Here is a 25589-nt window from a genome sequence, read left to right as displayed (position 1 = left end):
CTATTCCCTTTTTCTGCGCCGAGCTCTAGTTTGGCGTATTTTATCAGGGGCCGCATCGCGGGGGACAGGCCAAAATGCTGATAATAGCGCTGAACGAGCTGAATTAGCTGCCAATGGCTGTCGGCAAGCTCGATACCGGCGTTTGCGGCAAGCGCATCCGCGACGGCGGGGGACCAGTCTTTGAGGTCTTTCAGAAAGCCATCAGCGTCAGTGGCGATACGGCAGCCATTTACGGTTATGTAGGCCATCTCACCAGCTCAAGCAGTGATGGTGTTGGGCGCAGAGGGCAACAAAGCCTGAGTAGTCGATCGGCGTTACCGCTGAGACAGGACGTATTCCCCTGAGATCCAAATCGTCGCACAATGCGCAAATGCTAATGTCATGGTGCTGGAGTGTAATTTGAGTTGCGGCCAGCACTACGGCATCTTCGATAAGAATGATGGCATCACCATCGCTCAGGCTGAAAAGGCATCGACTTAGGCTGCTCGCGCTGTTTAGTATATGTAGGCTCACCTAAAAACTCTGTATTCGATCGGCGCTGCGCATTAAATCAGCTAGTTCTGTGGCTGAGAGGGCTTTGGCGTGGGGCACTAAGCTTGTTGGCGATATATTTCTACTACTGCAGTCGTCGCTGAGGTAATAAACGTGCTCGATTTCATATAGGGGCAGGGCATTGATTACTCCGATATGTGCCTTTTTTTCCGTGTTGCCGCTATTTTGTTTGTCGAGTAATTGATAGATCGCATCTTGGGCAAAAACTAAGCTGACCACTTGATCGAAGGCTGCTGTGGCTAAGGCCATATCGAGGGCTTCGCGGGCAATGCTGTGGCCATAGGGGGCTCGAGTAAATAAATAGAGGAACGTCACTGGGCACCGCCGCCAAAGCGAATAACGCGGTCGGCATTAACGCAGGCGTCGACCCATTGACCAAGTCCGCCTATGGAAAATCCGTCTGCTAGATTATGGCCGTCTAGCTCGTAGCGGCTAGCCTCTTTGGCATCGACGATGCCACGCCGTAGGGCGCTGGAAATACATACCACTAAATCTAAATTAAAACTTTTCTGTAATGACGCCCATTGCTTTGGCACCGCAATCTCATCTTGCGGAGGCGTAATATAGCGATTCGCGCAGTGCACGCCATCGTTAAAGAAGAAAACACGGTAAATCTGATGACCGTTATCGAGCGCGGCTTTGCAGAAGCGGAGTGCTGTTAAGCTGGATTGGTCGGTGCAGGGTTGCCCGCTGACGAGTAGGGCAAAACTGAGGCTCATAAAAGCCTCAGTTTTATTAGGCGTTCAGACGAAGAGTGGTGATCAATCATCGCTACCGAAAACACCAAGCAAATGCAGCAGGTGAACAAATAAATTGTAAATATCCAAGTAAAGCGCGACGGTTGCACGAATATAATTAGTTTCGCCACCGTGGATTATTCTGCTGGTATCAAACAAGATCAAACCAGACATAATAAATACTGCTGCGGCAGAAATAGCTAAGGACGCGGCAGGTACCTGGAAAAATAGATTAGCTACGCTGGCAACGACCATCACCAATAGGCCGATCATCAAAAATCCACCTAGAAAGGAGAAATCTTTGCGCGTAGTGAGGACGTAGGCAGAAAGGCCAAAGAACACCAGTGCGGTCCCGCCAAGCGCCTGCATTACCAACTCTCCGCCATTGGGCAGGGCGAGGTACATTTTTAGCATTGGGCCAAGTGCTGCGCCTAATAAACCGGTAAATACAAATATTGCAATAATACCTTTGCTTGAGTCCGCCGTTTTATTAACGACGAACAGCATAACAAAGCCCAGCACCATTAAGACTAAGCCCGTGATGTGACCAATATTCATGGCCATTGCCAAGCCCGCGCAGAGTGCGCTCGTCACTAGGGTCATGCCGAGCAGCATATAAGTATTGCGCAGTACCTTATTGGTTTCGAGAACGGGCTGAGTGTGCGCGCCTGTCTGAAAGACCGATTTGTCTTGCATGGGTGACTCCGTAGTAAAAGAAGGGTTAAACCTTCGCCAATCATACTGTGAGGGGTGTAATGACTGCAAGCTTGAGTAGCACACTTTAAATTAGCTTAATCCAGAAAGCATGAGCTGGTGACTGACCTCAGTAAACGCCTTGCTTTGAATCTCGGCAAGGTCACTTAAAGTTACCCCCTTAGGTAATGTACTGATTTGCGCCCAATTACCTTTGCTAATGATAATGGCGAGGTGGAGCATCTGCCCATAGCGACCTTCGTGATTGAGAAGGGCGTCCGTCATGGCTACTGATAATTCGAGTTTCTTGCAAACCTCGTCGAGGGGTAAATCGATAAAGGCATCTAGCAGTGAGAACATACCGGTAGTATACGCAGTGTGTTGATCGACGTCGGGTTGGCGCAGGGCAAGCATTTGACATAAATAAGCGCGTGAAAGGGCCTGTTCTAGCAAGGCGCGAGGCTTATTGTCTAGGCGGCCTAGCGCAAGCATATTGGCCCAGGACTTGATTCGGTTCACCCCGGCCATAGTCGTTGCGTGATGCACCGAGGTTATCTCCTTGACGGTAGCTACGCTGGCTGAGTTCATGAATTGTAGTATGCGATAGCTAAGCTGTGGGTCACTTTGAATCGCATTACTGATATCCAGCATGGTGTTTTCGCTGTTGTTCAGGGTTTTCAATAAGCGCATTACGGCAAATTGACTGTCATTATTGCGAGTGCCAAATAAAGGGGATGGGCGACTAAAGAAGAAGCCTTGGAATAGACTGTAACCTTCGCCTTTACAGCGTTCAAATTCGTCGATGGTCTCTACTTTTTCTGCTAACCAGACTAAATTGTCTCGTTTGTATTGCTGATAAAGCGAGGCAGAGCTGTGGCCGACCACCAAGTCGCTTATGTCGACTTTGACTATATCGACATACGGTAGCCATTTACTTTGTGCAGGGTCGCCAGTGTAATCGTCTAAGGCGACTTTAAAGCCCTGACCACGCAAATGCTGAACGGCCTCAATATTGGCTGGCGTGGCTGGTATGTATTCTAAGACTTCGCAGACGAGTTTATGGGCTTGAACGGCGGGAGGGTTGCTGAGCCAAGATTCGGTGAGATTAACAAACGCTGGTAGCCCGTTGGTGATGGTGTCGATGCCGAGATCATGGAAGGCGCCCATTAAGACCTCACCGGTGGCCATTGTACCGTTATCGCACTGTAATTTTAATGAGTCTACGTCGACTGAGCGGCAGAGTAGTTCATAGGCGACGGTTTTGCCGCGCCGATCTAAAATGGGCTGGCGCGCCATTAGGGGCGTGCTGGTGTCGGTCATTATTAATTCTCATACTCGCGATACAGCTTCTCAGCATTGCGCATTCACAGGTGGGGTAAAGAAAATGAAATCCCTACTAAACCCTTTGAATATAGCATAGTGCTTAATGTGAGCATTGCGAGCGAACACGGATAATTAACCGATAGAGCGTGCAGAGATAATTGGGGTGTGCTGAGAGGGTTTGATTCATGCAGGGTATAAAAGTGGCGGAGGGGCAGGGATTTGAACCCTGGGTTGGGATGAACCAACGCCGGTTTTCAAGACCGGTGCAATCGACCACTCTGCCACCCCTCCGCAGCAGTTGCGAATTATACATAGCTTGTTAGGCGAAACAAGCAGTATTAAGAAAAAGACTTATAAATCAGTTTGATGTACTTGGGTTTGCTCGAAATTTAGCCAAAAAAAAGCCCAGCACTTAGCCGGGCTTGTGATTTAATCGGCTTTACTTAGTTGCGCGGGTCGTTTGCAGCGCGCGGCATAGTGGGCCGATTAGGGCTCGGTTGGGCAATAATACTTGGGTCGAGCGCCGGTGCCATTGGCTGAGCCGTGACGATTTCTAGGTTTTGCACTGGTTTCGGTGCGATTCGTGGGTCATTCCCAGCACGGCCAATTGGTCTTGCTTTGCTTGCAACTACTTCGCTAGTCGGAGCCTTGGTAGCTGGTTTTGCCGCCGGCACAGGCACTTTTTCTGCCGCAGGCTTGATTGGCGCTGGGGCCGAAGTCGTCGCCGCAGGTGCTTCGGGACTTGCGGTCACTTCCACGGGGACTTCCGGAGTCGCGATTTCGGTAGCCACAGGTTGTACCGGTGCTGGCTCAGGAGCAGTCTCAGGAATATCCTTTGTCTCTGCGCTTGCTTCTACTGCTACCGGCGCTTTCGCAGCGGTCTCTGCGGCAGGTGTCTCCGCAATGACCTCTGGCGCTGTGTCTGCTTCAGTCTTGCTCGGTGCGGGATTCTCATCAGCGACGGTAGGGCTTGGAATGGGCTCTGCTATCGAGGGCTCGCTCGGTTCAGACGCAAAGCTGGCTGTGGTGGTTGGTGTAATTGGCGTAAATTCGCTTTCCTCGGCCGTCGGTTTTTTGGCTGCAGGGGCAGGGCTTGCCGCCTTGGTTTCTTGCGCTGCTTTCGCTGGGACTTTGTCTGCAGGTGCAGGCGTAGGCGCGATTGCGTCTGCAGTGCTACTACCGGCTTGTTTGTCAGTAACTACCGCCGAGTCATCGCTTGGCGCGGGCGTACGACGGCGTTCCTGCTGATTTCGTGGGCGGCGGTTGCCTGGTCTGCGCTTGGGCCGTGTTTGACCTTCATTCTCAGTGCTAGCCGCCGCTGCGACAGCCTCCACCGGCGCTTCTACTTTCGCTGTTTCGTTCTCGGACCGGTTACTCCGATTGTCAGTGACTCGGTTATCGTCTCGGGCTTGGCGCTGATCGGGATTGCGGCGATTGCGACCGCCACGATTGTTGCGATTTCCCTGGCGCTGATTGCTATTGCGATTACCTTCGTTACGGCGTTTTGGTGCTGGCGCTGGTTCGGGCTCCGGCTCCGGCTCTGCCGCTTTAAATAACCCGCTAAGGCTCTTGCCCAACTTGCTGAAAAAGCCTTCGGCTGTCACTGCTGCGGCCGCAGGAGTTTTGGCTTTGGCCGGGGCGGTTTCGGCAGCTGCGGGTGCCGGCGCCTTGGGGGCGAGGGTGCGAACGACTGCAGCAGCGGGTGCTGGGGTCGAGACAACTTCGTCAGAGATTTCTTTTTCGGCTTCTAGATCGGCTACGATTTTGTAGCTAATCTCCTGCTCGTCGCCGAGGTCGCTTTCGCGCAGGCGAACTACCTCAAAGTGAGGGGTATCTAGTGCAGGAGTGGGGATAACCATCACTCGCACACCGCTGCGCTGCTCTATATCGTATATTGCAGTGCGCTTTTCGTTAAGCAGGTAAGATGCGACGTTAACCGGAACAATGGCGCGAATTTCGGCGCTTTTCTCTTTATTAGCTTCCTCTTCAACTAAGCGAAGAATCGACAGTGCCAATGAATTGGTGTCGCGGATGGTGCCTTGGCCACTGCATCGCGGGCAAACTTTGGCGCTGGTTTCACCCAGTGATGGGCGCAGGCGCTGGCGTGACATTTCTAGTAAGCCGAAACGAGAGATTCGTCCAATCTGAATACGCGCGCGATCTGGCTCCATGGCGTCGCGAACGCGATTCTCAACTTCACGCTGATTTTTGGCAGCAAGCATGTCGATAAAGTCGACAACAATTAAGCCACCGATATCGCGCAGGCGCAGCTGGCGAGCAATTTCATCGGCTGCTTCTAAATTGGTTTGCAGGGCGGTTTCTTCAATGTCGCCGCCCTTGGTCGCGCGTGCCGAGTTAATGTCGATAGAAACCAATGCTTCTGTGGGATCGATAACAATCGAGCCACCGGAGGGCAGTTGTACTTCACGCTGGAAAGCCGATTCAATCTGGCTTTCAATTTGATAGCGGTTGAATAGGGGTACCTGATCTTTATAGAGACGAATTTTGCTCTTAAAGTGCGGCATGACCTGTTCAACGAAATGCATGGCTTCGTTATAGGATTCTTCCGAGTCGATTAAAACTTGATCGATATCGTCGCGAAGATAGTCGCGAATAGCGCGAATAATAACGTTGCTTTCTTGAAGAATCAGAATTGGCGCTTTGCGCTCTTCTGAGGCTTGTTTAATCGCTGACCACAAATGTAACAGGTAATCCAAGTCCCACTGCAATTCCTCTGAACTGCGGCCCACGCCTGCGGTGCGGACAATTACGCCCATCGCGTCTGGAATATTGATTGCATTTAAGGCGTCGCGTAATTCGCTGCGCTCATCGCCTTCGATGCGGCGCGAAATGCCGCCAGCTCTGGGGTTGTTAGGCATTAGGACCATGTAGCGGCCCGCGAGGCTGATAAAAGTGGTGAGGGCGGCGCCTTTGTTGCCGCGCTCTTCTTTTTCTACCTGAACAATGACCTGAGTGCCTTCCTTTACAAGATCTTTGATCTTGGCGCGACCGCCACTTGCGTCGGCAGGATTGCGATAGAAGTATTCTTTTGAAATTTCTTTGAGGGGTAAGAAGCCGTGACGCTCGGCACCGAAGTCAACAAAAGCGGCTTCAAGGCTGGGCTCTACGCGGGTAATGGTGCCTTTGTAGACGTTGGCTTTCTTTTGTACGCGGGTGCGGTTCTCAATATCCAGATCAAACAATCGTTGGCCATCGACGAGGGCAACGCGCAACTCTTCTGGCTGAGTCGCGTTAATAAGCATTCTTTTCATGAGCTAAAAATCCCAAAAGCCGGGATTTGTCGGGCCGCTCATGCGATTGAGCATCTTTAAGCGTTCTGATGTAGGCTATATTAGCTGGTGAGGCGGCTGATTTATTGTCGCGTGCACCTGTACATCAGTGGGGCCGGGTTGCCTGGCCGTTATATTCCAGTTCGCTTAGTCTGGCCCTGAGGCCGTCTGCGCTGGGCGTCTTTCATCTATTACTGTTGGGCGCTAATTTGAGCGCCAGTATTGGTAACGTTCTGTACGTCGCTTTCTCAGAGTTCTATCGCACTTGCGGTGCTAACAAATATCGGCAGCACTATTATTTAATGTACCGACACTACGGTAGAATGCCCGCCGGTACACTGCTATTCACTTATGTAAATAAGGCTATGCGAATGTGTCGCAATCTTTGCCCTAGTATTAGCCGGCGGTCTTCCCTCTCGTCACAGCCCTGCTGTGGTGGGAACCGGACCCGGTTGCTACCGGGCGACTATATCAGTATTCAATAACTAACTCAATGAGTTACAGGAGCGTACGTGGAATCAGAAAGTGTCATCAATCCAGCGGTTCGTTTGGTGGCGGTCGAGGCTGATTATGTCGGTCAGCGCATCGATAATTTCTTGATGAGAGAATTAAAAGGTGTGCCTAAGTCACGGATTTATAACCTTTTGCGTCGTGGTGAGGTGCGCGTAAATAAAGCTCGGGCGAAACCGGATTACAAGTTGCAGGCCGGGGACGTGGTACGGGTGCCACCGGTTCGGGTGGCGGTGCGAGCGGAGGCTGCTGTCTCTGTGGGTTTAGATGCTGGGCTGCGTTCAGCTATCCTTTACGAAGATGCGGGTTTAATTGTTATTAACAAGCCTTCCGGTTTAGCTGTTCATGGTGGCAGTGGCATTTCCTTAGGTTTAATTGAGGCATTGCGGCAAATGTATCCGGAGCAGCGCCATCTAGAGTTGGTGCATCGTCTTGACCGGGATACCTCGGGTTGCGTGATGGTCGCCAAAAAGCGCAGCGTGCTAAAACAGTTGCATGAGCTATTAAAGGCCCGCAAAGGCGTCGATAAGCGCTATTTGGCTCTCGTTGGCGGTAAATGGCCAGCCCGTAAACAGCAAGTAAACGCGCCGCTGCAAAAAAATGTCCTGTCGTCAGGGGAGCGCATAGTGAGGGTGGAGCTGGAAGGAAAAAAGTCAGTCACCGAATATACTCTGCTGCGCCGTGTTGCTGGTGCAAGCCTTATAGAGGCGCGGCCAATTACCGGTCGGACTCACCAGATTCGGGTTCACTGTCAGTATGCCGGCTACCCAATTCTTGGGGACGACAAATACGGCGATGATGAGGCGGATGCGCATTTTCGTAAGCTGGGTTTGAAGCGCTTGTTTTTGCACGCCCACTCCTTGACGTTTACTTTAGATGGCAAGCGAATAGCGGTAGTGGCACCCCTCCCGCCTGAACTAGAAAAAATCTTAGAAAGCGCAGGTAACGAACTGTAATGCTTATTATATTTGATTGGGATGGCACCATTTTGGACTCCAGCGACAAAATCGTTGCCTGCATGCAGGCAGGGGCGCGTGAGTTCGGCGTAGAAGAGCGCGGTGCTGAAGATATTCGTAATATTATCGGTTTGGAACTAAGTATCGCGATTGCTTCTTTATATCCGGCTTTAAGTGCTGGTGAGATTGAGGATCTTCGCGCCGCCTATGTGCGCAGCTTTATACAGGCAGATCGCAAACCTTGTCAGATGTTTGCAGGCGTTGAAGAAAGCTTGCTTGCGCTAAAGGCCGCCGGGCACGACCTGTGCGTAGCGACGGGCAAAAGTCGTCGAGGCCTAGACCGAGTTTTTGCGGATCTAACGATAAGCCCATTATTTAGCGCCAGTCGATGTGCTGATGAAACAGCATCAAAGCCAGATCCTTTAATGCTAGCAGAGTTATGCGCAGAACGGGGCTACGCGCCGGACGCGGCATTGATGGTGGGGGATACTGAATATGATCTTGAGATGGCCAGTAGAATTGCTATGCCTAGCGTAGGCGTTTCGTATGGCGCGCACAGCGTGGACCGCCTAAAAAACTGGCAGCCTTTGGCCGTGATCGACAGGTTTGCCGAGCTGCTGCCGTTAGTTGCAAGTCTAGATTCCTAGTGGCGATCATAAAACCGGGTAGTTTTCTTTGCTTAAAAATTCAATAAGTCGAATCAGCGGCAGGCCAATCAGCGTGTTGGGGTCGTCGCTGCGGACGTGGCGAAATAGGCTGATACCTAGCCCTTCGACCTTAAAGCTGCCTGCGCAATCAAGGGCTGGCTCACGATTGGTGTAACGCTCAATCTCCTGTGTGCTTAATTTGCGGAAACCGGCTGTAACCCGCTCAATGGCGATATGTTGGTGACCAGTTTGGCTGTTAAGTAAACAAAGCCCGGTATGGAACACAACATCTCGACCAGAGCAATAAGCTAGTTGTTGTTTGGCTTTTTCGATTGTTCCGGGCTTGCCGAGTATCTGGCCGTCGAGTTCTGCGCTTTGGTCGCTGGCTATTATAAGTGCTGCCGGGAAGTGTTTGGCGACTGCCAGTGCTTTTGCGACACTGAGTCGCTTCGCCAATGTTGCGGCGTCTTCGCTGGGAAGCGCGGATTCGTCGATGTTGGGCGCTTGGCAGGTGGGGTGTAAGCCAATTGTCGTCAGCAATGTCCGCCGGTAGCTTGAGCTTGAGGCCAAAATAAGTGGTAGTGCGGTGGGTGTAAACTTAGGCATACCTGACGATTCACTCTTAGCTTGCGGGGAGGCAATATTAGCTTTTCGCGACCCGGCTCTCCAGCTTAGGGGTAAAAGTCCTTAATTAGCCCGTGTTTAGGGCTTGCAAACGATGTTTTTGCTTTGACAATACAGGGGGAAGTCCCTATTATTGCGCGCCTATGCAAAGACAGCCCCTACCTAAGTTCGTTGATGCTCGGAAATTTGTTGCCGGCGGCATGGAAATTCACGCCACCAAACAAGTTGCTGAACTCAGTCGGTTTACTGCCGGACTCGCTAATACTAGTGGTTCAGTAGATGTAGACTTGCGCTTTTTTCGAAGTGAGCAGGGGTTTAAGTGTATAGAAGGTACGGCGGTCAGTCAGGTTGAGGTTTTGTGTCAACGCTGTATGGAGCCAATGCCTATATGCATTGAGGCTGAATTTAATTTAGCCATTGTGTGGACAGAGGAGCAAGCCAAAGCGCTGCCGAAATCATTGGATCCTTTGATTTTAGGCGAAGACGAAGATTTGGTTTTAGCCGATTTGCTGCAGGATGAGCTAATCATAAATACTCCTTTCGTTAGCTATCACGATGATACTGTATGCAAAGTATTTGAGCTGGAATCAGAACCTGAGCCAGCTAAAGTTGAAAGCGATGTTGAGGAAGGCGATACGCCGTTTGCTATTTTGGGGCAGTTGAAGCCCCGCGATTAATCTCTATTATGAGGAATTTTTAGGCCATGGCTGTTCAAAAAAGTAAAGTGACACGTTCACGTCGGGGTCAGCGTCGTTCGCATGACGCATTGACTGGTCCAACTTTGTCTGTGGATCAGACCAGCGGTGAGAAGCATCTCCGTCACAATATCACTGCGGATGGTTTTTTCCGTGGTCGCAAAGTTGTTGCTGGTAAAGACGACTAAGTATTTGCGTGGCATCGCTGCGACTAGCCGTTGATGCAATGAGCGGAGACCACGGTCTTCGCTCTTCTATTCCTGCCACTGTATATGCGCTGAACCATAATTCAGCCCTTCACATCCTTCTGGTCGGCGACGAGCCCTCCATTCTACTGGCACTCGCCAGTGAAAAATATGATCCTCAGCGTCTAGCTATCCACCATGCCCCAGATATCGTGGCGATGGATGATCAGCCAAGTCGCACCCTGCGCAGCAAAAAAAAATCTTCTATGTATCAGGCCCTCGAATTGCTTCGCGACGGCGCCGTGTCTGCAGTGGTGAGTGCCGGTAATACTGGCGCGCTCGTTGCGATGAGTTGCGTTGTTCTGGAGCGGTTGCCGGGTATAAAGCGACCGGCCATTTGTGCGCCGGTTCCGGCACAGAATGGCCATACTTATGTGTTGGACCTAGGTGCCAATGTTGAGTGCAATGCGGAACAATTGCATCAGTTTGCGCAAATGGGCTCTGCCTTGTGTCGAGTGCTTGGCGGCAGTGAAATGCCTCGTATTGGCCTGTTGAATGTTGGCTCAGAGCTAACCAAAGGCACTACAGAAGTTCGCGACGCGGCTGAGCTTTTAGCGTCGGATACGGGCCTTAACTATATCGGTTTTGTGGAAGGTGGCGACATATTTTCTGCCGATGTAGACGTTGTAGTCTGCGACGGCTTTGCTGGTAACGTCGCCTTAAAAGTTTGCGAGGGCACGGCGAGCTTTATTGCCAATGAATTGCGGGCCCGCTTTAAAAAGACCTTCTACGGTATGCTGGTTGGCTTATTGGCGCGCCCGCTTATTAATGCATTTCAGCGCGATATTAACCCCGATCGGTACAATGGCGCGGCTCTCCTAGGACTTAATGGCGTAGTGGTCAAGAGTCACGGTAGTTCGGGTACTGCTGGCTTTCAATCGGCAATAAGGCAGGCGGCTAGGGCTGTGGATCATGATTTGCAGGCTCAAATTGAGAAACAATTAGAAATAACATCGTATAAACCCCACTGATTAAGGATTAATGGAATGAATACCCAGCAACTTGCCTTGGTTTTTCCCGGTCAGGGCTCCCAAAAAGTCGGTATGCTAGCCGAGCTTGGCGCGGCTTTTCCTACCGTAAAGGCGACTTTTGCCGAGGCTTCAGCGGCCTTAGGCTACGATATGTGGGACTTGGTCCAAAATGGCGATCAAGCCCAGCTGAATCTCACTGAAACCACGCAGCCGGTGTTGTTGACCGCCAGTGTAGCGGTGTGGCGCTTGTGGTGTGAGCAGGGTGGTTTGCAACCGGCGTTAATGGCTGGTCATAGCCTAGGCGAATTCTCGGCGCTGGTCTGTGCTGGATCGCTCGATTTTGCCGACGCGGTGAAATTAGTTCGGGCGCGCGGCCAATTTATGCAAACAGCAGTGCCGGTAGGTGAGGGCGCTATGGCGGCCGTGCTGGGTCTGGATGATGCGCAAATCATTGAAATTTGCCAGCAAGCTTCCGCAGCGGGTGTGGTTGAGGCAGTGAATTTTAATTCTCCGGGCCAGGTTGTGATTGCGGGGAAGGTTGCTGGTGTCGATAAAGCAATTGAGTTGCTAAAAGCGGCTGGTGCCAAGCGGGCACTGCCGCTTCCAGTAAGCGCACCTTTCCATACCTCTTTAATGCAGCCCGCTGGCGAGAAGTTGGCCGAGGCTTTAGCAGTACTGAGCTTGCAGTCGCCTACAATTCCCGTAGTGCACAACGTCCACGGCCAAACCGAGCGTGATCCTCTTGCTATAAAAGCGCTGTTGGTAGAACAGATTTACAGTGCAGTAAAGTGGGTGTCTTGTGTTGAAACAATGACTGCGGCGGGTATCACTGCGACGATTGAAGCAGGCCCAGGCAAGGTCTTGAGCGGCTTGAATAAGCGTATTGAAAAATCGCTAAGTTGTTTGAATATCGATTCACCAGAAACACTGGCGGCAGCATTGGAAGCTGTTGCTCAATAAATAAATTATATTTTGGAGTGGGAATATGACTACAAAAGTTGCATTAGTCACCGGTGCGAGCCGTGGCATAGGCCAGGCAATCGCAATTGCGATTGGCAAATTGGGTTATCAGGTTGTCGGTACGGCGACAACTGAAGGTGGTGCAGAGGCAATTACGGCTCATTTTCAGGAGAGTGGTATCAGCGGCGTTGGCATGATGATGAATGTGTCTAATACCGAGTCTGTTGATGCGACTTTAAAGGCGATTACCGAGCAATTTGGCGCACCAGCGGTGCTCGTAAACAATGCGGGTATTACCAAAGATAATTTAATGTTGCGTATGAAGGATGACGAGTGGTACGACGTTATCGATACCAATCTCAATTCGCTTTATCGCTTAAGCAAAGCCTGTTTGCGAGGCATGACCAAGGCTCGCTGGGGTCGCATTATTAATATCAGCTCCGTGGTTGGCGCCATGGGCAATGCCGGGCAAACCAATTACGCTGCGGCCAAAGCAGGTATGGATGGCTTCACTCGCGCTTTGGCGCGGGAAATTGGGTCACGAGGCATCACCGTAAATGGCGTGGCACCAGGATTTATCGATACCGATATGACGAAAAAGCTCGGCGATGATCAGCGCGAGGCATTGAAGTCTCAAATCCCCTTGCAGCGGCTCGGTAGTCCAGAAGAAATTGCCGGGGTAGTGGCTTTCTTGGTTAGTGATGTCGCAGGCTACGTAACTGGTGAAACTATCCATGTGAATGGCGGCATGTATATGGCGTAAACATATGTTCGAGAAGGATTTTTTTCTTCTGAACGTGAATTTTTCATATTTTGCTATGCACAAGCGGCATCAGTCGCGGTAGAATGAGCGCCGAAGTGCTGGCGATATGAAACACAGTTTCGGTGGTCATGCTTTCGGCTAGTAGCCAAGTTCATGGTTACTGGGAAGCAGGCCCAAAATTTTAATATCAATTAGGAGTCACCAACGACCATGAGTAGCATTGAAGAGCGCGTCAAGAAGATTGTTGCAGAGCAACTGGGTGTTAAAGAAGAAGATGTGTCAGAGTCTGCATCATTCGTAGAAGACCTCGGCGCAGATTCTCTGGACACGGTTGAGCTGGTAATGGCTCTGGAAGAGGAATTCGAAACAGAGATTCCTGATGAAGAAGCTGAGAAAATTACCACTGTTAGACTGGCTATCGATTACATCAAAGCCAATCTTCAGTAAGTAATATAACGGCCTGGCCGTTTAAAAAGCCGTCTCTATGTAATGTAGAACGGCTTTTTTTATGTCTGAACATATGAGGCATCCGCATCTAAAATAGAACGTATAAAGCGCGTGCTTGGAGTCGGGAGGTTATTATGGATAAGAGAAGAGTTGTCGTCACCGGGATGGGGATCATAAGCCCACTTGGAAATTCAGTTGCTGAAACATGGCGAAATATTCTCGCAGGGAAGAGTGGCATTGGCGCAATAGAGCGTTTTGATGTGAGTGAGTTTGCCACCAGAATAGGGGGCGCCATAAAAAATTTCGATATTAACGACTATATGTCGGCCAAAGAAGCCAAGCGCTTCGACCCTTTTATCCACTATGGTGTTGCGGCCGCTGAACAGGCTCTCCAAGATTCCGGTATCGAAGTAAATGAAAGCAACGCTCATCGTATTGGTACGGCCATAGGCTCGGGTATCGGTGGCATCGGCTTAATTGAAAATAGCCGACAAATTTTAAATAGCGGTGGGCCGCGTAAGATATCGCCGTTTACTGTACCTGGAGCGATTATTAATATGATCGCCGGTGTGCTTTCTATAAAGCACAATTTGCAAGGGCCGAGCATTGCCATCGCAACAGCTTGCACAACGGGCACTCACAATATTGGTATGGCGGCACGGATGATTGCCTATGGCGATGCCGATGCAATGCTTGCCGGCGGCGCTGAAATGGCTACCACCCCGGTAGGGCTTGGCGCTTTTGCCGCCGCACGGGCTATGTCCACGCGTAACGACGACCCTGAACATGCCAGTCGGCCTTGGGATAAAAATCGTGATGGTTTTGTGCTCGGCGATGGCGCCGGTATGCTGGTTCTCGAAGAGTATGAGTTTGCCAAGCGCAGGGGGGCGCACATACACGCCGAATTATTAGGTTTCGGCATGAGTTGCGATGCCTTCCACATGACCTCACCGCCAGATGATGGCCGCGGTGCGCGAGCAGCAATGCAAAACGCTTTAGATGATGCGGGCGTAAACGCTGATCAAATAGATTATATCAATGCCCACGGTACGTCTACTCCCGCCGGGGATATTGCAGAAAGTCGCGCAATTGAAGCCTTGCTAGGTTCATCTGCAGACAAAATTGCGGTGAGCTCAACAAAATCCATGGTCGGTCATTTGTTAGGTGCATCAGGTGCGGTTGAGGCAATATTTTCAATATTGGCGCTACGCGATCAAGTTGCGCCACCAACGATTAACCTCGACGAGGTAGGCGAGGGCTGCAATTTAAATTATGTGCCACATATTGCTCAGCAGAGGAGTATAAAAAAGGTCTTATCAAACTCCTTTGGGTTTGGTGGCACGAATGGCAGCTTATTATTTGGCCAAGTAAGCCATTGAACGCGGTTGTCGCGTCGCGAACCTTGGTTAATGGTCAGCGAGCCTGCAGCGTAGACATCGATAATCGCGGTTTAGCCTATGGTGATGGGCTGTTTGAAACGGTATTGGTGCGTGCTGGTGAGCCGCTTTGGTTAGCTGAGCACCTTCAGCGTTTAGCCTCAGGTGCGCGACGCCTGCAAATTCCCTGCGATATCGATTTATTAGCATTCGAGTGTTCGCGCCTTTTGCTTGGCGTGGGGCCAGAAAATGTTATTTTAAAGATCGTTGTCACTCGCGGGGCGGTCGCTCGTGGATACAGTCCGCTGGCGGCGAAATCGGTGCGAATAGTGAGTTTGTCCCCTGCGGGCACGTCAAACTCGGCAACGTATTGGCAGCAAGGCGTGGCTATCGGCGTATGTCAGACAAGGCTGGCCCGTCAAACTGCTCTGGCTGGCATAAAGCATCTTAATCGCTTAGAGCAGGTGCTGGCGGCCGGTGAGATGCAGCGTCGCGGCTTTATTGAAGGCTTAGTGCTAGATGATGCGGGGCGAATTATTGAAGCTACCCGTAGCAATGTATTTATTGTAACGGCGGGGTGTTTGCATACCCCGGCCTTGAATGATTGTGGCGTCAACGGCATTATGCGCCAGCAAATCCTTAATGTTGCGGCTAGATTAGGCTTAAAAACAAAAGTCGCGCCACTGGAAATGTCTGCACTACGCAGCGCCGACGAAGTGTTTATTTGCAATAGTGTTATCGGTATTTGGCCCGTAACCAAAATAGAATGCATGCATAAAGGCATTGGACCGGTGTCCGGGCAATTGCAACGGGAGTTTGAGTCACATTTCTATGCTTAAAATCGTTAGGGCCGCCTTGGCACTTATATTTCCGCTTATTCTTACGGTGTTGGCGGCCGCCTGGTACCTCAATGCTTACCTCAGTAAACCCTTACCCCTGCTTGAAAGTACCGAGGTATTTGTGCTGCCGCAGGGTACGGCGTATACAAGTATGGTCGACCTGTTGGCTGAGCGTGGCTGGATTGCAAAACCCTTTATTTTAAAAGTGTATGGCCGCCTAAATTCTCAGGTCACCGAGATCAAAGCTGGGGAGTACCGCTTCGAAGAGGGCATGACCCTTGCCGAAAGCTTGGCAATGATGCGTCTTGGCGATGTGGTTCGTCACCAATTGACACTTGTTGAGGGGTGGACTTTTGCGCAGTTGCTGCGTTATCTAGATACTCAGGACTTGTTAGAGAAAGAAGCACTCAGCCAAAATGCAGAGCTTTGGGAGCAACTGAACATTGAAGAGCCAATGGCCTTAGAGCCGGAGGGTTTATTTTTTCCCGACACTTACGACTACTATCGCGGAGATAAAGCGAGCCTTATTTTGATTCGCGCTTACCAGCGTATGCAGCGGGTGCTTGCCGATGAGTGGGAAGCTCGAGACGAAAACTTACCTTATGCCAATGCATATGAGGCGCTGATTATGGCCTCAATTATTGAGAAAGAAACAGGTGTCGCGGAGGAGCGCGCTGAAATAGCCGGGGTGTTTGTGCGCCGACTACAAACGGGAATGCGCCTGCAAACCGATCCCACTGTTATCTACGGTTTGGGGGAGAGCTATAAAGGTAATCTGCGTGGGTCTCATTTGCGTGATGACAGCAATACCTATAACACTTATCGTCAAAATGGTTTGCCACCAAGTCCGATTGCGCTAGCGGGCCGAGAGGCAATTCACGCAGCCCTGCACCCAGCGCCTGGCGATGCCGTGTTTTTTGTTGCGAAAGGCGATGGTACACATTATTTTTCGGTCACCTTAAAAGAGCATGAAGCCGCAGTGAAACGCTATCAAGTGCAAAAGCGCCGTGCGGATTATCGCTCGTCGCCACCGGTTCGGGAGAATTAAATGACCCAGCCTGCCAAAGGGCGATTTATTACAGTTGAAGGTACCGAAGGTGTCGGTAAGTCAACGAATATGGATTTTATTCGGCAACTCCTCGTGTCGGCGGGTATCCCGCATGTCGTGAGCCGGGAGCCCGGCGGTACACCGTTAGCGGAAGAAATCCGCAATGTCTTGGTTGTGCCTCGCGAAGAGCCAATGAGTGAGCTTACTGAATTATTATTGGTGTTTGCCGCGCGAGCACAACACATCAATCAATTAATTCAGCCCGCCCTGGCCCGCGGCGAGTGGGTGTTATGCGATCGCTTTACCGATGCCACCTTTGCTTACCAAGGTTTTGGTCGCGGTCTCTCAACTGAACTAATTGCGACTTTAGAGACGATGGTGCAGGGGGAATTACGGCCTGATTGCACTGTGCTATTGGACGCGCCTGTTGATATTGGCATGGCTAGAGCCGGTGCAAGAGGTGAGCTCGATCGTTTTGAGCAGGAAAAACACTCGTTTTTTGAAAAAGTAAGGGCGGGCTACTTGGCCCGTGTAGCTGCCGAGCCCGCTCGATTTAAACTTATTGATGCCAGCGCTGAGCTTGTAATGGTGCAGCGGGATATCGCGTCAGCAATGGCGCAACAAATTGCGGTGTATCAGGCGGCTGCAGATGTCTGAGCCGCAGCATGCCTATGCTTGGCAGATGACGCAGTGGCAAGACCTACAGCGCTTGATTAGTGCCGAACGTCTACCGCATGCCTTACTGCTTGCAGGGCCAAGTGCCATCGGTAAATTACGCTTTGCCAAAGCCTTGGTTTCTTATTTGCTTTGTGAATCGCCGGGTGATTTGGCGGCCTGCGGGCAGTGTCGTAGCTGCCATTTTCAAGGTGAAGCTGCGCACCCAGATTTTAAAGAAATTTGCCCAGAAGAAGGAAAACGTCAGATTGGCGTGGATCAAGTGCGCAGCTTGCAGCATTTCTCTGCCCAGCATGCGCATCGCAACGGGGGAAGGAAACTCGTGCTAATCCACCCTGCGGAAGCGATGAACGCGAATACGGCTAATGCTTTGTTAAAAACACTTGAGGAGCCGGCCAGTGGCACCTTATTGATATTGGTGAGCCACAGTAGCAGCCAATTGCTACCGACAATCCGCTCCCGCTGTCTGCAATTAAGTTTTGGTATTCCTCGGCCAGAAATGACAGAGTCGTGGCTTCGGGACTATGTTGGCGATCAGAGCACCGCGCAGCGACTGCTGGCAGAGACCGGCGGCCGACCCTTGGCGGCTCGGCAGGTATTTGAAGAGGATGGTCTAGCGAGTCGGGAGCGCTTTGATAAAGGCCTAATTGCCTTGGTAGACGGACAGCGCAGCCCTCTACAGTTTGCTGAAGAAATGCTTGATGCGGATATTTTACAGGTGTTGGATTGGTGGGTTGCGCGACTATTATCGCTGTCTCGCCACCAACTGGCCGATCAGGTCCTGACCGCGGAAAGCTGGCAGCGCTTTAAGGCGGTACCGTCGGTAAGTGTAATTCAGGGTTTAGAGCGCGCTTTAAAGCTTCGAGCCAGTTTTAGCCGAGGTGTGGCTTTAAATAAGCGGTTGATATTGGAGAGTTTGTTCTTAGAATGGACGCAATTGTGCCAAAATCGTGCGGTATCCTGAACATATTGCTATGATGCAATCATTGATGATCAGTAAGCTTCTTATCTGTGCGGTGGAGTTAGGTATATGAGTGGTGCGCAGGGTGCACGTAACGGTATTTTGTCACTGACGATTCGTGATAAGGCCGTTTTGTATGCGGCGTATATGCCATTTATTAGAGATGGTGGCCTTTTTGTGCCGACTACGAAACCTTATAAGGTCGGCGACGAGGTTTTTATGCTGCTGACCCTAATGGATGAACCAGAAAAACTACCGATAGCAGGCAAAGTGGTGTGGATTACGCCGCGTGGGGCGCAAAGCAACCGCGCTGCAGGTGTTGGTGTACAGTTTGTTGGCGGCGACGGTATTGCCAATAAAAAAATTGAGTCCTATCTCGCCGGCATTATGGAATCGGATAAGCCCACGCATACCATGTAAAGTCGGGCTTTGTGCCCGCATTGTCCAAACACGACATCTTATCAAAAAATCCAAACGAGAATTTCATGCTTGTAGACAGCCATTGTCATCTCGATCGTATCGACCTCACCCCTTATGAAGGAAGTCTCGATGCAGCCGTTGCGGCCGCGGTTGACCGCGGGGTTGAACGGATGTTGTGCATCGGTATCGACTTAAATAATGCGCCAGCTGTTGTCGCTATTGCGGATAAATTTCCCAATATATTCGCCTCAGTAGGCATTCATCCCCTCGACATTGCCGACGAGGTTTGTTCCAAGCAGACGTTGCTGGAGCTCGCTGAGCATCCGAAAGTTGTCGCTATTGGTGAGACAGGCTTGGATTATTATTACAGTGCTGAGCGTAAAGCAGATCAGCAGCAAAGCTTTGCTCAGCATCTGCAAGTTTCGGCAAGTTGCGGTAAACCCACTATTGTTCATACTCGGGAAGCCCGCGCCGATACCTTGAAGCTTATCGCGGAGCACGGCTCAGCAGACGTCGGTGGCGTTTTGCACTGTTTTACTGAATCTTGGGAAATGGCCGAAGCCGCATTGGATATGGGCTACTACATCTCATTCTCTGGCATTATCACCTTTAAAAATGCAGCGGAGTTGCGCGATGTTGTGCGCAGAGTGCCGATGTCGCGGCTGTTAGTTGAGACAGATTCGCCGTACCTAGCGCCGGTGCCGTACCGCGGTAAAAAAAATGAGCCCAAATACGTTGTCGAAGTTGCCAAGTGTGTTGCCGAATTAAAAGGCTTGTCGTATGACGAGGTTGCCCAGCAAACAACGGCAAACTTTGATCAACTGTTTTCCTTGGGCCGCCCGTAGCCCAGAATTATTTTACCGTATTATCTTTTGTAAGCTCGCGTGTTGGATTCATTCATTATGCGCGCTATATGATTCGCCCGGAGATGTGAATGACCGCTGAACAATTGAAAATCACCCCTTTGAATGCCCTTCACCGCGAGCTTGGTGCCAAAATGGTGCCTTTCGCAGGCTACGATATGCCAGTGCAATACCCACTTGGTGTCATGAAAGAGCACCTACAAGTTCGTAATGCTGCGGGTTTGTTTGATGTATCTCATATGGGGCAAATTCGCTTACGCGGCGAAAACATTGCTCAAGCTCTTGAAGCCCTGATGCCTCAAGATGTGGTGGGCTTAGCGGTTGATCGGCAACGCTATGGTTTGCTGACAAATGAGCAGGGCGGTATACGCGACGATTTGATGTTCGCCAATTGTGGTGACAGTTTTATGTTGGTGGTGAATGCGGCCTGTAAAGACCAAGATTACGCCTGGCTGCGGCAGAATTTACCGGAATCCATCAGCATGGAAATGTTGAGTGATCAGGGTTTGTTGGCGCTACAAGGGCCAGCGGCGCGGCAGGTAATGACCCGTTTAGCCCCAGAAGCAGCGAATATGGTGTTTATGGATACTCGGTCGTGCACAGTCGGCGGTATCGATTGCTGGCTGAGCTGCTCGGGCTACACCGGCGAAGACGGTTTTGAAATTTCCGTTGCCGGTGCTGATGCTGAGCAGCTAGCACGTTTAGTCTTGGCACAAGATGAGGTGGAATTTATCGGTCTAGGCGCGCGGGATTCGCTGCGCTTAGAGGCGGGTCTGTGTCTCTATGGGCACGATATGGATGAAAGTACTTCACCAGTTACCGCGAATCTCCTGTGGGCGATATCTAAAGTGCGTCGTCCTGGTCAGGTGCGAGCTGGGAATTACCCCGGGGCTGAAGTTATTACTCAGGAAATAGCGGCGGGCACCATCGAGAAGCGTGTGTTGCTGGACGTGGAAGGTCGAGCGCCGGTTAGGGAAGGGGTAGAAATTGTCAGTGCCCAGGGTGCGATGCTTGGCCGGGTGTGCAGCGGCGGTTTTGGCCCCAGCATTGGCCGGCCACTTGTTATGGCTTATGTTAGCACCGCGGCACTCGCCCAAGGTGATGCGCTGTTTGCTAGCGTTAGAGGCAAGCTTCTACCTTTGACCGTGCGAACGGCGCCCTTTGTTGAACAGCGTTATTACCGAGGATAAAGGCGTAGCGATGACATTTTCGCCAGGAATAATTGAAGGCTTTTATGGTCGGCAGTGGACTTGGCCTCAACGCTTTGCCTTGCCTGAATTACTTCGCCAATGGCGCTACAGCAGTTATATCTATGCGCCGAAGGCAGATGTTAGTTTACGTAGCCACTGGCAGCAGGATTTTAGCGCCAGTCACCGTGATAATCTTTTAAAGCTGGGTGAGCAGTGTCGTCGCGCCGGTATTTCGTGGGGGCTTGGCTTGTCGCCTGCCGGTTTGCAGGGAAGTTATAGCGCGGCAGACAAGGATAAATTGGCGCGTAAAGTCAGCGCAATTGCCGAGCTAAAACCTGATGTATTGTGGGTGCTCTTTGACGACCTTCCCGCCGGTAATCCTCATCTTGCCAAAAATCAATTGGCAGTCACCCGCGACATTCGGGCTTTACTGCCCCAAGTGAAACTTGCGGTCTGCCCAAGTTACTACAGTTTTGACCCTATTCTGGAGCAGCTTTTTGGTGCCTGTCCGGCTAATTATTTTGCCGACCTCAATTCCGGCTTAGATAGCGATATTGATTTGCTGTGGACAGGAAACCGAGTGATCAGTGAGGCCTATACTGAAGAGGACATGGCTCGCGCAACTGAGCTGCTCGGTCGCAAGCCTTTGTTATGGGACAACTATCCGGTAAATGATGGCCGAAAAACCAGCCGCTTCCTTCATTTAGCGCCGTTTACGGGGCGGCCCTGGGAATTGTCAGCGTGGTGCGCTGGGCATATGGTCAATCCCATGAATCAATATCATTTGTCGTCCTTGGTCTTGCCAAGCTTGTCTGAGGTCTATACTAGCAAGGCGGATTACTCGCCGGAGAGGACTCAGGCCGCAATACTGAGGGGGTTGCCCCTTGAGCTTAATCGTCTCATAGAGCGGGATCGGTTGTTATTTCAGTATACCGGTTTGGATGGAATGGCTGATGACCTAAAGCAGCGCTGTATTAACGACTACAGCAGCGTGTGCCATCCGGTAGCGAGCGAAGTTTGTGACTGGTTAAATGAAGCTTATCGTTTCGATCCTGCGTGTTTAACCGATTAAATACTGGCTGCTGCTTGCCAAGTTTTTGTGAATAAGGTAGTTTTAGCGCGCGATGTTTACATAGAAAACATGGGGTGTGTCATAAATGCCCCCGCACAAACTCAATTTGAGGAACAACGATGATATATCAAGGCAAGGCGTTAACTGCAAAATACCTAGAAGATGGGATTGCAGAGCTCTGTTTCGACCTTGAAGGCGATTCAGTGAATAAATTCAACCGTCTGACTTTAGAGGAGCTGGGCGAGGCCACTGTAGCGCTTGCTGCCGAAGCAGGCCTGAAAGGTGTATTAGTCACCAGTGGCAAGTCGGTTTTTATTGTTGGGGCTGACATCACTGAGTTTTCTGAATTGTTCAAGCTCCCAGACGCAGACCTGCGCGACTGGGCGTTAAAAGCGAATGAAATATTTAACGCATTCGAAGATCTGCCTGTGCCAACCGTCGTTGCCATTAACGGTGTTGCTTTGGGCGGCGGCTTTGAAATGTGTTTGGCCTGCGATTTCCGCGTTATGTCAACGACAGCAGTCGTTGGTTTGCCAGAAGTGAAGTTGGGTATAAACCCTGGTTTTGGTGGCACGGTACGTTTGCCTCGGGTCATTGGTTGTGACAATGCCATGTTATGGGTAGCAACAGGTAATCAGCAAAAGCCTGACGCCGCATTAAAGGATGGCGGTGTTGACGCGGTAGTGGCGCCTGAAGTGTTAAAAGACGCGTCGCTGGAGCTGCTTAAAAATACTATCGCTGGTGAGTTTGATTATAAGGCTCGCCGAGTAGAGAAGACCACGCCCGTCAAATTAAATGACATCGAGCGCATGATGTCTTTCACTACGGGTAAAGCCATGGTTGCTCAGCAGGCTGGTCGCCATATGCCAGCTCCGCTAACAGCAGCAAAATCAATGGAGCGCAATGCTGGTCTTAGCCGTGCAGAAGCGATTGACGTTGAGGTAGATCATTTCGTTAAGCTGGTACGCACGCCGCAGTCTGCCGCATTAATTGGCTTATTCTTGAGTGAGCAGGCCGTAAGTAAGGCTGCACGCGGCTTTGCCAAGTCTGGTGGCGACGTTAAGCAGGCAGCTGTTTTAGGTGCAGGTATTATGGGTGGTGGTATTGCCTACCAGTCGGCTTACAAAGGCACACCGATCCTGATGAAAGATATTGCCGAAGCCGGTATTGAGCTAGGCATGAAAGAAGCGGGTAAATTGCTGGCTAAGCGAGTGTCTCGTGGCCGTATGACCGCCGATAAAATGTCGGCTGTGTTAAACAGCATTCGTCCGTCTCTGAGCTACGACGGTTTTGACAAGGCAGATGTCATTGTCGAGGCGGTAGTTGAAAACCCGAAAGTTAAGCGCGCCGTTCTGGCAGAGACTGAGAAGCATATTCGCAATGATGCGGTTTTAGCATCGAATACTTCTACAATCTCCATTACACACCTCGCAGAAGCCCTTGAAAGACCAGAGAATTTCTGTGGTATGCACTTCTTTAATCCAGTACATGCAATGCCTTTGGTTGAAGTGATTCGCGGCGAAAAAACCAGCGAATCAACTATTGCTAAGGTGGTTAAATACGCACTGCAAATGGGTAAGACTCCTATCGTTGTTAATGATTGCCCTGGCTTTTATGTAAACCGCGTGCTGTTTCCATACTTTGCTGGCTTCGACATGCTGGTTCGCGACGGCGCCGATTTCCGCAAAGTTGACAAGGTGATGGAAGGTTTCGGCATGCCAATGGGGCCTGCCTACCTAATGGACGTGGTCGGTATCGATACTGGCTATCACGCCGCTGAAGTAATGGCGGACGGCTTCCCGGATCGCATGCGTCACGACTTTACGGGCATTTCCCAAATGATGTTTGAGGCTAAGCGATACGGCCAGAAAAACGGTCTTGGCTTCTATCGTTACGAAGAAGACAAGAAGGGCAAGCCTAAGAAGTGCGAAGACGACACTGCTTTAGAAATGGCGGCGAAAGCGAAGCAAGCCAGTACCGAGCTGAGCGATGATGATATCCAAGCGCGGATGATGATACCGATGTGTATCGAAACTGTACGCTGCATCGACGAGGGGATCTTGCGTGACCCAGCGGACGCTGACATGGGCCTAGTGATGGGTATTGGTTTCCCTGTTTTCCGCGGCGGTGCGCTGCGCTATATCGATCAGATGGGTGCCAAAGCTTTCTGTGAAATGGCTGACCGCTACGCGGATCTCGGTCCCTTGTACCAGCCAACTGCTAGCCTGCGGGCAATGGCAGCAAATGGCGAAACTTTCTTTAAATAATCGGGCGGAGAAACAGTAATGACTTTTAAAGCAAATGATGTGGTAATCGTCGATTGCGCCCGTACGCCAATGGCGCGCTCGAAAAACGGTGTATTTCGCAATGTACGTGCTGAAAATTTGTCAGCAGCCCTGATTGATGCGCTCTTGGCGCGCAATCCTGGCGTTGACCCAGCAAGTTTTGAAGATGTGATCTGGGGTTGTGTAAACCAGACTAATGAGCAAGGCTGGAATATAGCGCGAATGATCTCAGTGCTTACCAAGCTTCCTCATGAAGTTGCCGGGCAGACCGTGAGCCGCCTATGTGGTTCGTCAATGTCAGCGCTGCACACCGCGGCCACCTCAATAATGAGCGGCTGTGGTGACACCTTTATGGTAGGCGGCGTTGAGCACATGGGTCACTTAGCCATGAGTCACGGCGTTGACCCCAACCCTCAGGCCAGCAAGTATGTTGCGCGCGCAGCAGGTATGATGGGTATGACTGCTGAAGCGTTAGGTATGATGCACGGTATCACTCGCGAGCAGCAGGACGCTTTCGGCCTGCGCTCGCACCTGCGTGCCGCTGATGCCCAGGCTCACGGCCGTTTTGATGGCGAAATCATTGCGATGGAAGGTCATGGTGAAGATGGTCGCAAAATATTGGTCAAGGCCGACACCACGGTGCGCCCAGAAACTACGCTTGAGAGTTTGGCGCAGCTGCGTCCAGCATTCGACCCTCGCAACGGTACCGTAACTGCAGGTACTAGCTCCCAGATTGCCGATGGCGCCTCAGCGATGATCGTTATGTCTGGGCAGCGAGCAATGGACTTGGGCTTAACGCCCCGAGCCAAAATAACCGCCATGGCTGTCGCGGGTGTTGATCCGTCTATCATGGGCTACGGCCCAGTTCCGTCGACCCATAAAGCCTTGAAGCGTGCCGGCTTGACAATGGATGATATTCAGACCGTGGAGCTGAATGAGGCCTTTGCTGCGCAATCCTTGCCGGTACTCAAGGATTTAGGGTTACTGGATAAAATGGATGACAAGGTCAATCTCAATGGCGGTGCAATCGCTTTGGGTCACCCATTCGGCTGCTCAGGTACCCGGATTGTAACCACCTTGCTGAATGTTATGGAGCAGCGTGACACCTCAGTAGGTTTGGCTACGATGTGTATTGGTATGGGACAGGGTATTAGTACGATAATTGAGCGCGTTTAAGCTCTGTTCGAGAACATTCTAAGTCATAAAAAAGTGATTTATTAAGGATGTTCTGAAATTGTGCTGCAGCTTCGCTTGATCACGATCATGGGCTGTGGCACAATCTCGTTCCTCGCGGGACTGAGGTCCAGCGATTTTGTTTGTAAACCGAGATAATTCAATACCTTAAGTCGGTTTACGGGTGTGCGGATGTGGTGAAATTGGTATACACGCCAGATTTAGGTTCTGGTGCCGCAAGGCGTGAGAGTTCGAGTCTCTCCATCCGCACCAT

The 25589-nt window shown here is 51.1% G+C and carries 27 protein-coding genes and 2 tRNA genes; 20 read left to right on the top strand and 9 right to left on the bottom strand.

Annotated elements, in window-relative coordinates:
* The 8 genes from ABYT30_RS05620 to rne all read right to left on the bottom strand — a co-directional run.
* Window positions 1–248 (bottom strand): TusE/DsrC/DsvC family sulfur relay protein (locus ABYT30_RS05620; RefSeq protein WP_373095604.1); only part of this gene is annotated, 248 nt, incomplete at its 3' end.
* 1 nt (window position 249) lies between these two features.
* Window positions 250–513 carry a sulfurtransferase complex subunit TusB gene (gene tusB / locus ABYT30_RS05615; RefSeq protein ID WP_373095602.1) on the bottom strand — a complete coding sequence of 88 codons (264 nt, stop codon included), beginning with the start codon at window positions 511–513 and terminating at the stop codon, window positions 250–252.
* The gene (tusC, locus tag ABYT30_RS05610) at window positions 514–867 is read right to left on the bottom strand and encodes a sulfurtransferase complex subunit TusC (protein WP_373095600.1); all 354 of its coding nucleotides are present in this window, start codon (window positions 865–867) and stop codon (window positions 514–516) included.
* Window positions 864–1271: a sulfurtransferase complex subunit TusD gene (tusD, locus tag ABYT30_RS05605; RefSeq protein ID WP_373095598.1), complete on the bottom strand. Its 408-nt coding sequence runs from the start codon at window positions 1269–1271 to the stop codon at window positions 864–866. The genes tusC and tusD overlap by 4 nt, the downstream gene beginning before the upstream one ends.
* Before the next feature lie 42 nt (window positions 1272–1313).
* Window positions 1314–1985, bottom strand: a complete 672-nt coding sequence (locus tag ABYT30_RS05600) for a Bax inhibitor-1/YccA family protein (protein ID WP_373084301.1) — start codon at window positions 1983–1985, stop codon at window positions 1314–1316.
* A gap of 90 nt (window positions 1986–2075) precedes the next feature.
* Entirely contained in the window at window positions 2076–3302 is a 1227-nt protein-coding gene (locus ABYT30_RS05595) for an EAL and HDOD domain-containing protein (protein ID WP_373084304.1), read from the bottom strand.
* Window positions 3303–3506: 204 nt separating this feature from the next.
* A tRNA-Ser gene (locus tag ABYT30_RS05590) sits at window positions 3507–3596 on the bottom strand.
* Window positions 3597–3748: 152 nt separating this feature from the next.
* Window positions 3749–6577 carry a ribonuclease E gene (gene rne / locus ABYT30_RS05585; RefSeq protein WP_373095596.1) on the bottom strand — a complete coding sequence of 943 codons (2829 nt, stop codon included), beginning with the start codon at window positions 6575–6577 and terminating at the stop codon, window positions 3749–3751.
* Between the two features lie 530 nt (window positions 6578–7107).
* Here rne and rluC point away from each other — a divergent pair.
* Together rluC and ABYT30_RS05575 are read left to right on the top strand one after the other, a co-directional pair.
* Window positions 7108–8061 (top strand): 23S rRNA pseudouridine(955/2504/2580) synthase RluC, encoded by a 954-nt coding sequence (gene rluC, locus ABYT30_RS05580; protein WP_373083219.1) that lies wholly within the window; start codon window positions 7108–7110, stop codon window positions 8059–8061.
* Entirely contained in the window at window positions 8061–8708 is a 648-nt protein-coding gene (locus tag ABYT30_RS05575) for an HAD family hydrolase (RefSeq protein WP_373095594.1), read from the top strand. Before rluC ends, ABYT30_RS05575 begins: the two co-directional genes overlap by 1 nt.
* Window positions 8709–8714: 6 nt before the next feature.
* Here the strand turns inward: ABYT30_RS05575 and ABYT30_RS05570 are convergent, their stop codons facing one another.
* Entirely contained in the window at window positions 8715–9314 is a 600-nt protein-coding gene (locus ABYT30_RS05570; protein WP_373095592.1) for a nucleoside triphosphate pyrophosphatase, read from the bottom strand.
* 161 nt (window positions 9315–9475) lie between these two features.
* Here ABYT30_RS05570 and ABYT30_RS05565 point away from each other — a divergent pair, with 161 nt between their 5' ends.
* The 18 genes from ABYT30_RS05565 to ABYT30_RS05480 all read left to right on the top strand — a co-directional run bounded on the left by ABYT30_RS05565 (window position 9476) and on the right by ABYT30_RS05480 (window position 25588).
* Window positions 9476–10009 carry a YceD family protein gene (locus tag ABYT30_RS05565; protein WP_373083215.1) on the top strand — a complete coding sequence of 178 codons (534 nt, stop codon included), beginning with the start codon at window positions 9476–9478 and terminating at the stop codon, window positions 10007–10009.
* Between the two features lie 26 nt (window positions 10010–10035).
* Complete coding sequence (gene rpmF, locus ABYT30_RS05560) at window positions 10036–10215, top strand: 50S ribosomal protein L32 (protein WP_008250024.1); 180 nt, start codon at window positions 10036–10038, stop codon at window positions 10213–10215.
* Between the two features lie 8 nt (window positions 10216–10223).
* Window positions 10224–11243 (top strand): phosphate acyltransferase PlsX, encoded by a 1020-nt coding sequence (gene plsX, locus ABYT30_RS05555; RefSeq protein ID WP_373095591.1) that lies wholly within the window; start codon window positions 10224–10226, stop codon window positions 11241–11243.
* Between the two features lie 15 nt (window positions 11244–11258).
* On the top strand, window positions 11259–12203 hold the full coding sequence (fabD, locus tag ABYT30_RS05550) for an ACP S-malonyltransferase (protein ID WP_373084398.1): 945 nt from the start codon (window positions 11259–11261) through the stop codon (window positions 12201–12203).
* A 25-nt stretch (window positions 12204–12228) separates the two neighbouring features.
* A complete protein-coding gene (fabG, locus tag ABYT30_RS05545) occupies window positions 12229–12966 on the top strand; it encodes a 3-oxoacyl-ACP reductase FabG (RefSeq protein ID WP_373095589.1) in 738 nt (245 codons plus the stop codon).
* A 210-nt stretch (window positions 12967–13176) separates the two neighbouring features.
* Window positions 13177–13413: an acyl carrier protein gene (gene acpP / locus ABYT30_RS05540; protein ID WP_008250062.1), complete on the top strand. Its 237-nt coding sequence runs from the start codon at window positions 13177–13179 to the stop codon at window positions 13411–13413.
* Window positions 13414–13547: 134 nt separating this feature from the next.
* Entirely contained in the window at window positions 13548–14792 is a 1245-nt protein-coding gene (gene fabF / locus ABYT30_RS05535; protein ID WP_373095587.1) for a beta-ketoacyl-ACP synthase II, read from the top strand.
* The gene (gene pabC, locus ABYT30_RS05530) at window positions 14789–15628 is read left to right on the top strand and encodes an aminodeoxychorismate lyase (RefSeq protein ID WP_373095585.1); all 840 of its coding nucleotides are present in this window, start codon (window positions 14789–14791) and stop codon (window positions 15626–15628) included. The genes fabF and pabC overlap by 4 nt, the downstream gene beginning before the upstream one ends.
* Entirely contained in the window at window positions 15621–16676 is a 1056-nt protein-coding gene (gene mltG / locus ABYT30_RS05525; protein ID WP_373082831.1) for an endolytic transglycosylase MltG, read from the top strand. Before pabC ends, mltG begins: the two co-directional genes overlap by 8 nt.
* On the top strand, window positions 16677–17333 hold the full coding sequence (gene tmk, locus ABYT30_RS05520) for a dTMP kinase (protein ID WP_373082830.1): 657 nt from the start codon (window positions 16677–16679) through the stop codon (window positions 17331–17333).
* A complete protein-coding gene (locus ABYT30_RS05515) occupies window positions 17326–18315 on the top strand; it encodes a DNA polymerase III subunit delta' (RefSeq protein WP_373095583.1) in 990 nt (329 codons plus the stop codon). Before tmk ends, ABYT30_RS05515 begins: the two co-directional genes overlap by 8 nt.
* Before the next feature lie 66 nt (window positions 18316–18381).
* Window positions 18382–18732 (top strand): PilZ domain-containing protein, encoded by a 351-nt coding sequence (locus ABYT30_RS05510; protein ID WP_373095581.1) that lies wholly within the window; start codon window positions 18382–18384, stop codon window positions 18730–18732.
* Between the two features lie 65 nt (window positions 18733–18797).
* Complete coding sequence (locus tag ABYT30_RS05505; protein ID WP_373082823.1) at window positions 18798–19577, top strand: TatD family hydrolase; 780 nt, start codon at window positions 18798–18800, stop codon at window positions 19575–19577.
* An 89-nt stretch (window positions 19578–19666) separates the two neighbouring features.
* Complete coding sequence (gene gcvT / locus ABYT30_RS05500; protein WP_373095580.1) at window positions 19667–20785, top strand: glycine cleavage system aminomethyltransferase GcvT; 1119 nt, start codon at window positions 19667–19669, stop codon at window positions 20783–20785.
* Between the two features lie 10 nt (window positions 20786–20795).
* Window positions 20796–21857, top strand: coding sequence for a beta-N-acetylglucosaminidase domain-containing protein (locus ABYT30_RS05495; protein WP_373082819.1), 1062 nt, complete (start codon window positions 20796–20798; stop codon window positions 21855–21857).
* 119 nt (window positions 21858–21976) lie between these two features.
* The gene (fadB, locus tag ABYT30_RS05490; RefSeq protein ID WP_373082817.1) at window positions 21977–24124 is read left to right on the top strand and encodes a fatty acid oxidation complex subunit alpha FadB; all 2148 of its coding nucleotides are present in this window, start codon (window positions 21977–21979) and stop codon (window positions 24122–24124) included.
* An 18-nt stretch (window positions 24125–24142) separates the two neighbouring features.
* A complete protein-coding gene (gene fadA, locus ABYT30_RS05485; RefSeq protein WP_373082814.1) occupies window positions 24143–25318 on the top strand; it encodes an acetyl-CoA C-acyltransferase FadA in 1176 nt (391 codons plus the stop codon).
* A 185-nt stretch (window positions 25319–25503) separates the two neighbouring features.
* Window positions 25504–25588, top strand: a tRNA-Leu gene (locus ABYT30_RS05480).
* Window position 25589 lies beyond the last annotated feature (1 nt).

The organism is Zhongshania sp., from assembly GCF_041623545.1.
Taxonomy (GTDB): Bacteria; Pseudomonadota; Gammaproteobacteria; order Pseudomonadales; family Spongiibacteraceae; genus Spongiibacter.
This window is presented reverse-complemented; position numbering and strand designations above follow the sequence as displayed.